Annotated in this window: 9 protein-coding genes; 2 read left to right on the top strand and 7 right to left on the bottom strand. The window is 63.8% G+C overall.

What is annotated here, in order from left to right; genetic code table 11:
• A partial coding sequence (locus tag CK222_RS16865) for a tandem-95 repeat protein (RefSeq protein WP_141247071.1) occupies positions 1–3,401 on the bottom strand: 3,401 nt, incomplete at its 3' end.
• A 324-nt stretch (positions 3,402–3,725) separates the two neighbouring features.
• On the opposite strand from CK222_RS16865, the gene CK222_RS16860 reads away from it, so the two are divergent.
• On the top strand, positions 3,726–4,721 hold the full coding sequence (locus tag CK222_RS16860; RefSeq protein WP_095801136.1) for a transglutaminase-like cysteine peptidase: 996 nt from the start codon (positions 3,726–3,728) through the stop codon (positions 4,719–4,721).
• Positions 4,722–4,735: 14 nt separating this feature from the next.
• On the opposite strand, the gene CK222_RS16855 is transcribed toward CK222_RS16860, so the two are convergent.
• The 5 genes from CK222_RS16855 to CK222_RS31655 all read right to left on the bottom strand — a co-directional run bounded on the left by CK222_RS16855 (position 4,736) and on the right by CK222_RS31655 (position 10,632).
• On the bottom strand, positions 4,736–5,377 hold the full coding sequence (locus CK222_RS16855) for a ribbon-helix-helix domain-containing protein (protein WP_095801110.1): 642 nt from the start codon (positions 5,375–5,377) through the stop codon (positions 4,736–4,738).
• The gene (locus tag CK222_RS16850) at positions 5,367–6,656 is read right to left on the bottom strand and encodes an HlyD family type I secretion periplasmic adaptor subunit (protein ID WP_066989331.1); all 1,290 of its coding nucleotides are present in this window, start codon (positions 6,654–6,656) and stop codon (positions 5,367–5,369) included. Before CK222_RS16850 ends, CK222_RS16855 begins: the two co-directional genes overlap by 11 nt.
• 15 nt (positions 6,657–6,671) lie before the next feature.
• Complete coding sequence (locus tag CK222_RS16845) at positions 6,672–8,804, bottom strand: type I secretion system permease/ATPase (protein ID WP_095801109.1); 2,133 nt, start codon at positions 8,802–8,804, stop codon at positions 6,672–6,674.
• Between the two features lie 38 nt (positions 8,805–8,842).
• Complete coding sequence (locus CK222_RS16840) at positions 8,843–10,231, bottom strand: TolC family protein (RefSeq protein WP_066989439.1); 1,389 nt, start codon at positions 10,229–10,231, stop codon at positions 8,843–8,845.
• Positions 10,232–10,443: 212 nt separating this feature from the next.
• Positions 10,444–10,632 carry a hypothetical protein gene (locus CK222_RS31655; RefSeq protein WP_141247070.1) on the bottom strand — a complete coding sequence of 63 codons (189 nt, stop codon included), beginning with the start codon at positions 10,630–10,632 and terminating at the stop codon, positions 10,444–10,446.
• A 179-nt stretch (positions 10,633–10,811) separates the two neighbouring features.
• On the opposite strand from CK222_RS31655, the gene CK222_RS16835 reads away from it, so the two are divergent.
• Positions 10,812–12,152, top strand: a complete 1,341-nt coding sequence (locus CK222_RS16835) for an NAD(P)H-dependent oxidoreductase (RefSeq protein WP_095801108.1) — start codon at positions 10,812–10,814, stop codon at positions 12,150–12,152.
• Here the strand turns inward: CK222_RS16835 and proC are convergent.
• Positions 12,127–12,942 (bottom strand): pyrroline-5-carboxylate reductase, encoded by an 816-nt coding sequence (gene proC, locus CK222_RS16830; RefSeq protein WP_095801107.1) that lies wholly within the window; start codon positions 12,940–12,942, stop codon positions 12,127–12,129. The two genes, CK222_RS16835 and proC, sit on opposite strands and share 26 nt — an antisense overlap.
• Positions 12,943–13,333 lie beyond the last annotated feature (391 nt).

The following is a 13,333-nucleotide window of genomic DNA, read 5'->3' as shown; positions in this document are numbered from 1 at the left end:
GGCACGTCGTCCTTGATGGAGATGGTGATGGTTGAGGTGTTGGTGTTTCCGAAGGCGTCCTGCACCGTATAGGTGAAGGCGTCGGTGCCGCTCTGGATGTTGGTGCCGTTATTGCCGGCCGGAGCGTTCGTCTCGGGCGTCGTCAGCGTGTAGGTGTAGTGACCCGAGCTGTCGATCGTCAGATAGCCATACGTGCCCTGGATGTGCGTCGAGCCGTCGGCCGCGCCCGAGCCGCCTGCGCCGCTCGCGCCGGTCACGACCGGGCTGTTCGGATCGCCGAGCGTCAGGGTGCCGGTCGCCGTGACCGGATGCGCCGGATCCCCGGCATGGCTGCCGATGATGGCAAGACCGGACTCGTCGACCTGGCCCGTCGCCGCAACCGGCTGCGGCTGGCCGTTCGTCACATTGATCGTCAGCGTCGAGGGCGAGGTGTCGCCGTCGCCGTCCGTGATCGTGTAATGGAACGTGTCCGTTCCCGTCGTGTTGGCGAAGGCCTTGTAGCTGTAGCTGCCATCGGCCTGGACCGTCAGCACGCCATAGGTGCCCGTCACTGTCGTGACGCCGGCGTTCGTGATCGAACCCGTCCAGGCGATCGAGGCGATCCCGTCGGCGCCCGCCGTGTCGGCCGCGCCGCTGCCGTGCGTGCTCGTGCCGGTCTCGACATTGCCGGTCACCGTCTCGCCGGACTGCGCGGCGTCGGTATCGGCTTTCGCCGTCGGCACGTCGTCCTTGATGGAGATGGTGATGGTTGAGGTGTTGGTGTTTCCGAAGGCGTCCTGCACCGTATAGGTGAAGGCGTCGGTGCCGCTCTGGATGTTGGTGCCGTTATTGCCGGCCGGAGCGTTCGTCTCGGGCGTCGTCAGCGTGTAGGTGTAGTGACCCGAGCTGTCGATCGTCAGATAGCCATACGTGCCCTGGATGTGCGTCGAGCCGTCGGCCGCGCCCGAGCCGCCTGCGCCGCTCGCGCCGGTCACGACCGGGCTGTTCGGATCGCCGAGCGTCAGGGTGCCGGTCGCCGTGACCGGATGCGCCGGATCCCCGGCATGGCTGCCGATGATGGCAAGACCGGACTCGTCGACCTGGCCCGTCGCCGCAACCGGCTGCGGCTGGCCGTTCGTCACATTGATCGTCAGCGTCGAGGGCGAGGTGTCGCCGTCGCCGTCCGTGATCGTGTAATGGAACGTGTCCGTTCCCGTCGTGTTGGCGAAGGCCTTGTAGCTGTAGCTGCCATCGGCCTGGACCGTCAGCACGCCATAGGTGCCCGTCACTGTCGTGACGCCGGCGTTCGTGATCGAACCCGTCCAGGAGATCGAGGCGATCCCGTCGGCGCCCGCCGTGTCGGCCGCGCCGGTGCCGTGCGTGCTCGTGCCGGTCTCGACATTGCCGGTCACCGTCTCGCCGGACTGCGCGGCGTCGGTATCGGCTTTCGCCGTCGGCACGTCGTCGATGACATTGATCACCAGGTTGCCAGAGGCGGGCTGGTTGTCCAGGTCGGTGACAACGACCTCGAAGCTGGGTGTCGCTTCGGTATTGGCGCCGTCGCCGCCTGTGGCGCTGTGGTAGTCCGAAGTCAGCGTGTAGCTGTAGTGGATCGTGCCCGCGCCGGTCGCGCTGTTGTACTCGTACCACGCGCTCACCGTGCCGCCGGTGGTGGGATCCGTAAACGTAGTCGGATTGCCCGAGTCGCTCGACAGCGGGTTGCCGCCCAGCGATACCGATTTCACCCCATCCTGCGACGTGAAGCCGACCGTGCCACTGACCGCGTTCGAGCCGTCATGCAGCGTGCCGGTCGCCAGTCCCGCCTCGTAGACGACCGCTCCGTCAGCGCCCGCGGCCGGGATATCCCCCAGCTTCGGCGGCTCATTGCCGATATTAATGGTCAGCGTGGTGTCCGATTGGTCGCCGTCACCATCCGTCAGCGTGTAGTGGAACACGTCGCTGACGCCGCCGGGCGTGTTCGCCGCGCGTTCATAGGTGTAGTGGCCGTCCGAATAGAGCGTCAGCGTGCCGTACTGTCCCGCGATCGTGGTGCCGGTAACCGCCGACGTCACGTCCTGCGCCGCGCCCGTGCCACTGGCCGAGGTCACACTGGCGCCGTCTGCACCCTTCACATCTGCGCTAGTGGACGGATCGGTTTCGCCGGCGCCGGTGATCACATTGCCTGTGATCTGGGCATGGCTGCCCGCCGCGACGCTGTTGGCATCCGCGTTCGCCGTCGGCACGTCGTCGACGATCTGGACCGACAGCGTGGCCGGAAGAGAGACGTCGCCGTCGGTGTCGGTGACCGTCACCGTCATGTTGTCGAAGATGGAATCCATGCCTGCGCCGGGATGGGGCTCGCTGTGGACGAGAGTGTAGGTGTAGCTCACCTGGCCGGTGGCAGCATCGTACCCATTGATGGTCAGCGTGTTGCCGAGCGGCGTGGTGATGTTGATCGGCGTCGACGCGCTGTTGGCAAGCTGAGCGCCGGTAATAACCTGGCCGGCAACGGTTAGCGAGCCGACGCCGTCGGGCGAATTGATGGTGAAGCTGCCGGTGTTGATCTCGGACTGATCGGTGCCGGGCGCGGGATTCTGCGCCTCGCCCGAGCCTTCCGAGCCCGAGCTTGTCGGCAGGCCCTTCTCATTGACTGTGGTGTCGCCGCCTGAGGCCGATGGCGTGAGGTCGAGGATCGACGGCGTGGAGTCCGGCTTCAGCAGGGACGGGAACAGTTCACGGTTCTCCGGCTGTCCGAACGCCAATGCCGTCGGAGGCAGCAGTGCCGTCAGGCCAAAGCCGTCGCCGATCCCGCCCGGAGGCACCGAGAAGTCTCCGCCGGCGCTGCCTGGGGCGCCATTTCCGCCGGCCGAGATCGAGCCGTCGGCGCCGAAGGCGACATCGACATGGCTGGCTTCGAGCGCGGCGATCAGGGCAACGCGCGGCACCTCGACATCGCCGATGATGAAGGTCGGTACGTTGAGCGCGCCGTCCTTGATGACGATCTCGGCGCCGTCCGGCTGCACCAGCACCAGATTGTGCCCGTCGACCTTGATGTCGTCGATCGAGACATTGGCCGGAAGCTTCACGACATTGCCGGCCTCGGCGTGATATTCATGCGCAACGTTCGAGACTGCCGTGTTCGGTGCTGGCGCGTTTCCGGCAGGGGCGTTGGCGGCAGGAGCGTTGCCGTCCGCCGCCGGCTTGGCTGTGCTTTGTGCGTTCTGGGCGTTGCCATCGCCCTTTGCCGGCGCGCCGCTTCCCACATCGACCGGCACAGGTTCGCCTGCCGCTGGTGCCGTCTGGCCGCCGGAGGCCTGGGCGACTTGGACACCCGAAATGACACCCGAAATCGGCTGTTCGCCGACAGTCGCGTGCTCGTCCGAGAAATTTGAAACGGCGTCGAATTCGATACTGGTCGTCATAGCTCAAGCCCCCTTCGGCATCTCCCGGCAAGAGACATGCGGGGCTCGAACTTTGCAACAGAGCTTCAATCTTTTTGATATACTTGAGTATGTAGGGATTTGCTTTTTTTACACTTGGTAAATCGCAGTGATATATCCAGCTATATATCCTCAGGGCCGCCGCCAGACGGGCTGGGGAGCGCGGCGGCAGTTCGACAAATTCAAGTATAAATTTGAATAAAATTTGAAACAAAGCAGAATAGATTGATTCGCGGAAACTTACCCACCTTCCTTTCCGATAATTTGAGACAAGATCGCTAGCGTCCACAGTCAAAGGTGGGCGTCATGAAAATACAAAAAGCTGCCTCGTCGGCGTCGAGGGTCAAGGTTCTGCTGCTGGCAATCGGCCTGGCCAGTCTGCCGAATGCGTCGTCCGCCAGCGCAGTCTCCGTCGCCGCCTCTCAATCGGTGCCTGCGCCGGCCGATCTCGGCGGCGTTTCGCTGGTCAGATTGCAGCCATGGCAGCCTTTTGCCGCCTACCGGGTCGGCGGTGCCGCCAGTGCTTATGCGCCTCTCGAAGTCCACCCGGCGTCAGGTTCTGCGAGTGGAGAGGCCGCCCCCGGCATCGATCCGATCCAGGTTGACCCGATCCAGGTTGACCCGATTCAGACTGGGGCGATCATTCCCGGCGTGTTCGGGTCGGTCGCATTGTCCATGCGCAACTTCCCGGTCGCCGCGCGCTGGGCGCCTGTCTACAAGGCGATTATCGACTGCACGGCCGGAAGTGCCTGCGATCGTGAGAACGCTGCGTTTGGCGAGATCGTCGGCATTGCAGCCAACAAGGCTTTTCGCGACAAGCTGGACTTCGTCAACAGCAGCATCAACCGGCTGATCGCCTATCGCAAGGACAGCGTCGTCTACGGCAAGCTCGACTACTGGGCGAAGCCGTCGGAGATCCTCGAGCATCGCGCCGGCGATTGCGAGGATTTCGCGATCCTGAAGATGGCGGCGCTGTTGCGCGCCGGGATCCCGGCGCAGAGCATGTCGCTGGTCGTGCTGCAGGATCGCCGCCGGAAATTCTTTCACGCGGTGCTGTCGGTGAGCACCGGAAGCGGCACCTTCATCCTGGACAGCCTCAGCAACGTTGTAACGATGGACCGCGATCTTCCCGATTATGTCCCGCTCTATTCCTTCAGCACCGACCGCGCCTGGATCCACGGCACGAAAGCCGGCGCACAGATCGCCGACATCGCCGGCGGTTTCGCGACAGTGGCGCCCGGCGAAGGCGCTTCGCCCGATGTGACGGTCACGTCGGCAGGCTCCGGTTTCGCAACGAAATAGGCGGCTCGCCTGTTTCAACCGTTTGAGACGAACGCCATCAACAGCTCCGGCTCTGTGACCGGCGCGCGCACCGCGCTGAGCTGGCCCCTGTAGCGGCGCTCGCCGGCGCCGATGACGAAGCCGGTGGTGACGGGTGTCTCGCCATTGGCGTCGAGACGGGCAAAAATGTCGACGACGTTCAGGTCCAGCGCCAGCTTGAGGTCCTGCCTGCCGTCGTCGCCCGGCGCGTTCGGCAACTGGCGCCTGACCAATTGCTGGAACGGGGCATTGAAGGTCAGGATCTTTTTCGACGAAGACAGCGCGAAGGCGGGCGAGGGGCAGGCGACCAGGATCGCGTTGATGGTCCGGATCGAAGCGAGCTTGCGCAGTTCCATGCTTTCCTCGGCGAGGCCGCGCATGCATGCGACCCGGATCGCCGATGTGAGATTGCCCTGGTCGGGATGATTTTCGGCGATCTCCGCGACCAGCATGCCGATCGTGCATTTGCGGCTTTCGGCCATCTGCTTCAGCGACACCCAGAAAGCGCGCTCCAAACGGATGCCGCGGCGCACGCCGCCACGCGCCACGACGCGGAACTCCGGGCCGAAATCCTCGGCTGCAAGCGGCGGCAGCAGCCGGTCGCGCGGAGTGTCGGGGCGTGCGGCGCTATCGTTCACTCATCGCCTCCTGGCGCGCCTTGTTGATGGGCTTCAATAGATAGTTGAGGATCGTCTTGCGCCCGGTCTTGATATCGACCGAGCAGATCATGCCGGGGATAATCGAATAAGTCTTGCCGTTCCTTTGCAGCGTGGATTTCTCGGTCGCGACGCGCACTTGATAGTAGGGCTCGCCCGTCTTCTGGTCGACCAGGCTGTCGGCGGTGATGTTGGAGACCTTGCCTTCGATGCCGCCGAAGATCGAGAAGTCGTAGGCCGTGACCTTGATCAGCGCGTCCTGATCCGGCTGGATGAAGGCGACGTCGCGCGGCGAGACCCGCGCCTCGACCAGCAGCGTCTCCGAGGTCGGCACGATGCCGGCCACGACCGCGCCCGGCTGGACGAAAGCGCCGAGCGTGTTGACATCGAGCGTGTTGACGATGCCGTCGACAGGCGAGCGAATATCGGTGCGCGCCACCTTGTCGGTGGCGCCGCGAATGGTTTCGTCCACCACAGAGAGGTCCGCCAGCGCCTGCGTCAAGTCGCTCAATGCTTCCTGCTGCAATTGCAGGCCGAGCTCGTCGACTTGAAGCTGCGCCTCGGTGATGGCCGCCTTGCTCTTCTTAATGGTCTCTCCGGCAAGGTTGAGCTGCCCGCGCAGATCGGTCTGCTCCCGCTCGACGCGAATCTGTTCGGTCCTTGCCATCAGGCCTTTCTTGACCATCGATTCGACCAGCGCCGTTTCCTGGTCGCTGACGGCGAGGCTCTTGGACAGGCGGTCGGAATTGGCGGTTGCCTCGTCCAGTTCCTTCTCGCGCTGATCGAGACGCGACTTCAGCACCGACAGCTTGACTTGGAAGTTGTCCCGGCGCGCAACGAGCAGCTTCTGCTCGTTGTCGCAGATTTCCGGGGCAGTCTTCTGGATGTCGGACGGACAGGGGAACGCGCCCTCGAGATTGCCGCTCTGCTCGAATTTGAGCCTGGCAATGCGCGCCTGCAGCGCCCGCGCCTTGGCCTGCTCCTCACCCAGGCTCGAGGTGTTGCCTGTGTTGTCGAGGCGGATGATCAGATCGTTCTTCCTGACGGTCTGGCCGATCTTGACAGCGATTTCCTGGACGACGCCGGCTTCGCTGGCTTGGATGATCTGCGTCTTGGAAGCGGGAATGACCTTGCCGTCGCCGCGCGCGATCTCATCGACCTCGGCAAAGGATGCCCAGGCGGTGAAGGCCACGAACAGTGCCCCTATGATGTATACCGACGCCGATGCGAAAAGCGGCGGCCGGTCGTCTTTTGCTAACATTCCCCAACGTCCCGGTCAGGCATTCGCCTTCTGCAATGCCTGGATGACTTGTTCCTTTGCTCCGTCCGCGACCACGCGCCCCTGCTCGATGACGATGAGGCGGTCGACCAGCTCCAGCATGCTGTAGCGATGGGTCGACACGATCAGCGTCGTGTTGCGGTCGAACGCCACCTTGAGCTGCCTGATCAGCTGCCGTTCCGAGGCCAGGTCCATCGAACCCGACGGCTCGTCCAGGAACACGATTTTCGGCTTGGTCAGCAGCAGCCGCGCGATCGCCACAGCCTGCCTCTGGCCGCCCGACAGATTGGTGCCACGCTCGCCGACATTCATGTCGTAGCCGCGCGGATGGCGAGAGACGAAGTCGTCGACGCCAGCGGCCTTCGCCGCATCGATGATCTCCTCGTCGGTCGCGTCCGGCGCGGCCATCAGGAGGTTTTCCTTGATGGTGCCCGAAAACAGGTCGCCGGCCTGCGCGACGATACCGACCGCGGCACGAACTTCGGACGGGTGGTACTGGCGGATGTCGATGCCGTCGAGCAGCAGCTCTCCGGACGTCGGCAGGAACAGCCGGCCGATCAGGCGGCCCATCGTGGTCTTGCCGGAGCCGATGCGGCCGATGATGCCGATGCGCTCGCCGGGCCGGATTGCGATGTTGAGCCCGTTCAGAACCTCGTTTTCGGTGCCCGGATAGGCGAAGCCGACATTCTTGAACAGCATCGCGCCGCTGCGGATCGGCCGGTTGACGAAGCCGACCGTGTCGGGCCGGTCCTCCGGCTGCGACATGATCGTATTGACGATCCTGAGCGACAGCACGGCTTGCCGGAAGCGGGAGAGCGTGATGGCGATCTGGCCGAGCGGCGCGACCGCGCGGCCCGCCAGCATGACCGTGCCGATAATCGCGCCCGTCGAGACCTGGCCTTCCGAGAAGGCATAGGCGCCGGCAACCACCAGGGCGACGGTGACGAATTGCTGGATGGCGCCGGTGATGTTGCCGGCAGCGGCGGAAAGCTCCTTTATCTTCTCCGAGGTGTTGGCGGCGTTCTTCGAGTGCTCGCCCCATTTGCGCAGCAGATAGGCCTCGGCGCGCAGCGACTTGATCGTCTCCAGCGTGGAAATGGACTCGACCAGGAGCGCCTGGCGCTGGGCAGATTCGTTCATCGAGGCGGCGACCCGCCTGCCGATGCGCCTCTGTGTCACCAGACCGACAATGACGGCGATGACGAAGGCGAGCGCCGGTATGATCACCAGCCAGCCGCCAATAGCGTAGATGACCAGCAGGAAGACGAAGACGAAAACCGTGTCGATGAAGACGCTTATGGTATTCGAGGTGAAGAACTCGCGCACGAACTCATATTGTGTGACACGATTCGCGTATTCGCCGGTCGATCCCGGCCGCGCCGAAAGCGACGAGTTGAGCACTTTCTCGAACAGCAGATAGGAAATCCTGAGATCCGCCTTGCGCCCGGCATAGTCGATAAGCGAGGCACGGGCCGTCTTCAGCAACAGGTCGAACAGGATGGCCGCGCCGATCCCGAGCGCCAGCACCCAGAGCGTCGAGATCGCCTTGTTCGGCAGGATGCGGTCGTAGACGTTCATGGTGAAGATCGGCGAGGCGATCGCCAAGAGGTTGATGAAGACCGCCGACAGCACGACCTTCGAGTAGGTGCGCCAGAACGCCCCCATCGTTCCGGTCAGCCAATGGCGTCTTTCGATCCTCGGCGCCGTGCCGACCGTCATCTCCTCGGCGGTGTTGGCATAGGTGATCGAGAATGAGGCGCCACCGCTGATGTAGCTCTCGGCAAGCTCCGATTTGCCGATCGTGGTGCGGCCGTTTTCCTGCGGCGCCGTTAGAAATTGCCCAGTTTCCGTTTCGGCGAGCAACGCAACCGGCAGTTGGCTGGCGCGGAAGACGATGGCCGGAAGATCGACCCGGCCGCGCACGAAATCGCGATGGTTGAACGCCTGGACCTCGAGACCGATCCGTTCGGCCAGATGCCTGATGTCGTCCGGCTCGATCAGCGTGTCCGAAATCGGCACCCCGGCAAACAGCACGGTCTCTGCGCTCGGCCGGCCGAGATAGGCTGCAATCGCCGAGAAGCAGGCTTTGAAAGCCTCCTTGGGCGAGATGATATTAGGTTGCTGGTTCACGATCCGCCCGAAGGACCAGAGATCGATGCTTACATCGGCTACTTCTTCCTGACCGGCGCGAGGATGTCGAACGGCAGATCGTTCTTCTGCTCCGATGGTGTGCGCGCATAGGTTTCGGTATCGGCTGTCGCCGGCGTGCCGAATTCGCTGCGCGCGTAGGCGGCTGCCTGCTTGGCCGGCTGGATGTTCAGCGTCTTCAGCAACTCCCCGGTCGCGGCCAGCAGCCGGTATTGGGCAAACAGCGACGCGTAGGACGAGGTGTCGGCCAGCGTCGCGGTGTTGAAGCGCGTGTTCTGCGCATCGAGCACGTCGAGCAGCGAGCGCTGTCCGACCTTGAACTGCTCGCGGTAGGAGGCAACCAGCCTTTCGTTGGTTGCTGCCTGCAGCCGCAGCGTCTGCGCAAGTTCCGCCTGGCGGAAGCGGCGGTCCCAAGATGTGCGGACGGCTTCCTCGATCTCGCGCAGCACCTGATGCAGCGCGAGGCGCTGCTCGCTGGTGCGGCGGATCTGCTCCTGCTCGTTGGCTTTGTCGATGCCGCCGCGATAGAGATTCCAGCGCAGCACCACCCGAGCCTGCAGGTCGCTGGTGTCGCCGTCGTCGCCGTCGATGTCATAGCCGCCCCGGGCGACACCCTCGGCGGTGATGGTGGGGCCGTATTTCGCCCGCGCGGCGTCGACCAGCGACGCGGCCGCATCGATGTCGCTGTTGGCCATGTGGACGCGCGGATTGTTCTGTCTGGCAAGCCCGATCGCGTCATCGAGCGAGCGCGGCAGCGCGCCGGCCACATCGGCCGGCCGCGACGGATTGGTCAGCGGCTTGCCGACATTCTTGAAGAAGCGGATCTTGGCCGCTTCCAGTTCCTCGGTCGCCTCCTGCATCCGCGCCTTGGCGGCGTAAAGCCGCTCCTCGGCCTGCTGCCGGTCGGCATCGTTGAGCGCGCCGCCCGCGATGCCTTGCTTGATGTCGCCGAGTATAGACTGATGGAAGCCGAGGTTCTTCTTCGCTTCGGCGACGATCGACGCCTGCAGCATGTATTCGAGATAGTCCTGGACGACGGCAAGCCCGATGAATTCGGACCGTTCCAGCACCCTGAAGGAAGCTCCGTCGACGCGCGAGGCCTGGCGGTTCAATTCGGCCCGTCTCGCGCCACTGTCATAGAGCGTCTGTGAGACGGTGAGGTCCGCTTCGTTTGGATAAAGCGCGTCATGGTCCTCGTCGAGCGCTCGCCGGGAGTCGTTATCCAGACGGCGGACGCCGGTCGACGCTTCGAGATCGACGCTGGGAAGATAGAGCCCTTTCGCCTGGCGCAGCTCGAATTCGATGGCTTCGCGGTTTTCGATCGCCTGCCCAATCTCCGGATTGGATTCGACGGCGACGGCTACAGCTTCCTTGAGCGTGAGTGCGCTGGCGCTTCCGCAAGCCAGCATCGACACCGTCATGGCAAGCGCAAGGCGCCAGCCGACGGTCACTTTACCCGTCCTGGTCATTTCTACCCCGTGACTATCCCCGCGCCTTTGTTTTTGTCAGCGCTTATTTCGCCCAAGCCTGCCACCGGAGCTTGCAACGAGTATCTAGCAGATTTTTCGCGGATGGGAGGACTTATTGATTTAGAGCGCTCCAAAAGCACGGATTCCAGCCATTAGTCCCGGCGGATGTAGCAAAAATGGCACAGAAAACGATCCTCGCCGAGGGCGCCGTTCAGTTGAAGCCGACCGCGAACACCATTTTCTCTAAATAAACAGTAAGTCCGCACAAAGGAATCGACCGAGGCGTCGCTCACCGTGCCAACTTTGGCGGTCAGATCGGCACTTGGCATGAACCGCGGCATCTGCCCTTCCTCCGGACATAAGCCAGGCTTTGAAGCACCTGAAGGTTGCGGATTGCTGCGGGAAATCTGCGCCGGTCCTGCAAGACGTGCGCACGAAATTGCCATGGGTGGCTGGTTTTGTTGGCAAACGGGGATCGTTCCCTGTATTGCGGGCTGAAGCAAAGCATGGACGTTCTTGTATGACAAATGTCGCCCTGACCGGGCTTGCCCGCGATCTCGCCCGGCGCGTCGCCGACGGCCGCCCCGTGCGCATCGGCGTCATCGGTTCCGGCGAGATGGGCACCGATCTGGTGACCCAGGGCATGCTGATGCCGGGCATTTCGATTGCGGCCATCTCCACGCGCCGCCCGCACACGGCTCGTGACGCGATCCGCATCGCCTATGGCGACGATGCAATGGCTGCCGAAGCCGAGACCGCCTCCAAGGTCAACCAGGCGATAGAAAGCGGCAGGATTGCCATCACCTCGAATGAAATGCTGGTCACCAATCCGCTGATCGACGTCGTCATCGATGCCACCGGTAAACCCGGCGTCGCCGCCGATTTCGACCTGATGGCCATGCAGCATGGCAAGCATCTGGTGATGATGAATGTCGAGGCCGACGTGACCATCGGCTGCTACCTCAAGCAGCAGGCGGATCGGCTCGGCGTTGTTTATTCGGTCGGCGCCGGCGACGAGCCGTCGAGCTGCATGGAGCTGATCGAGTTCGCCTCGGCGCTCGGTTATACCATCGTCTCGGCAGGCAAGGGCAAGAACAACCCGCTCAACCACGACGCCGTTCCCGACGATTATCGGGATGAAGCGCTGCGCCGGAACATGAACCCGCGCATGCTGGTCGAGTTCGTGGACGGCTCCAAGACCATGGTCGAGATGTGCGCCATCGCCAACGCCACCGGCCTGGTGCCCGATGTTCCGGGCATGCATGGCCCGAAAGCCGACCGTGATCAGCTGGCCAAGGTGCTCATCCCGCGCGAGGACGGCGGCATCCTGGCGAAGAAGGGTATCGTCGACTACACGATCGGCAAGGGCGTGGCGCCTGGCGTCTTCGTCATCGTCGAGGCGACGCATCCGCGTGTCGTCGAGCGCATGGACGATCTCCATGTCGGCCACGGCCCTTATTACAGCTTCTTCAGGCCGTACCACCTGACCTCGCTGGAGGTGCCGCTGACCGCAGCCCGCATCATGCTCTACGGCAAACCCGACATGGTGCCGCTGCCTACACCGGTGGCCGAGGTCTGCGCGGTCGCCAAGCGCGACCTCGCCGCAGGCGAGATCTTCGACGCCATCGGCGAGACCTGCTACCGCTCCTGGACCATGACGGTCGCCGAGGCGCGCGCCAGCCGTGCCGTGCCGGTCGGACTGCTTGAAGGCGGCAAGGTGCTGAAGCCGGTCAGGAAGGGCGAACTCCTGACCGCCGACAACGCTGCGCCCGACCAGACGACCAAGCTATTTGCCCTGCGCCAACTGCAGGACGAGATGCTGTATGGCGTCAGGACTACTTCCCCAGCTCTATCGATCTGAGCCGCGCCGCTTCCACCGCGTCGGTCAAAAGCTTCGTCAGCCGGTCTTCGCCCATCAGCACTGCAAGCGCTGCGGCGGTCGTGCCGTTCGGGCTGGTGACCTGCTGGCGCAGCACGCCCGGCTCCTCATCGCTTTCGGCGGCGAGCGAGGCTGCACCATAGACGGTCTGCAGGGCGAGCAGCTTGGCTGTCTCGGCCGGCAAGCCGGCCTTCTCGGCGGCGACCGTCAGCGCCTCGATGAAATGGAAAATATAGGCCGGGCCGGAACCGGAGACCGCGGTCACGGCGTCCATCAGGCTCTCGTCGTCGATCGTCGTCACGACACCGCTCGCCGACAGCAGCTCGGCGACGAAGCGCCTGACATTGTCGGGAACGAGCGGGTTGGAAAACACCACCATCATGCCCTTGCCGATCGCCGCCGGCGTGTTCGGCATGCAGCGCACGATCGGCGCGAGCCCGCCCAGGATCTCCGCGAAGGTCGCGACCGGCGTGCCCGCGGCGATGCTGACGAAGGTGGTCCTGCCGTCGCCGAAGCGCTTGTAGCTTGCCGTCACATCGCAGATGACCTGCGGTTTCACGGCGATGACGACGAGATCGGGCATGGCATCGGCGGGAATTGCGGATGCGTCGGCCGCGGCGCCGCAACCAAGATGTTCGGCTCGCCTGCGCAACTCGGCATTGGGCTCGACCACGAACACCGCCGACGGCTCGAGCTTGCCGGATTTCAGCCAGCCAGAGAGCATCGCGTAACCCATATTGCCGCAACCGGCGAGAACGAGCCTGATGGTCATCGAAACCTCCGCAAAGAGGGCTCTCCTTAGCCGCTCGCGCGGTTGCGGAAAAGTCCAGTCTCAAGGAGATCGATCGGCCAGATCAGTCGGGGCGGCGAGCCGAGAGAGGTCGCAGCGACACTTGTCGTAGGCCAAGCACGCTGCGGCCCTGCCGGCGATTCCGCGAGGCGGTGCGCGTTCTGACCGAAAGCCGCTCGCGCCGCCGCTATTTCTAAAACACCCCGTCTTCGCTAAAAGCGGCCTTCGATAAAAGCAGCCGGTTTCGGGTTTACGGCATCCGACGACGTTTTGACGGGATTGGCCTGTCGAATTTTCGTGAAAATGCCGCGCGGCATTTGACCGCTTGCGCGCCGCGTTCGCGTGCCGACTGCTGGATTGAGGATCAGGGCTG

The organism is Mesorhizobium sp. WSM3866 (assembly GCF_002294795.1).
GTDB lineage: Bacteria > Pseudomonadota > Alphaproteobacteria > Rhizobiales > Rhizobiaceae > Mesorhizobium.
This window is presented reverse-complemented; position numbering and strand designations above follow the sequence as displayed.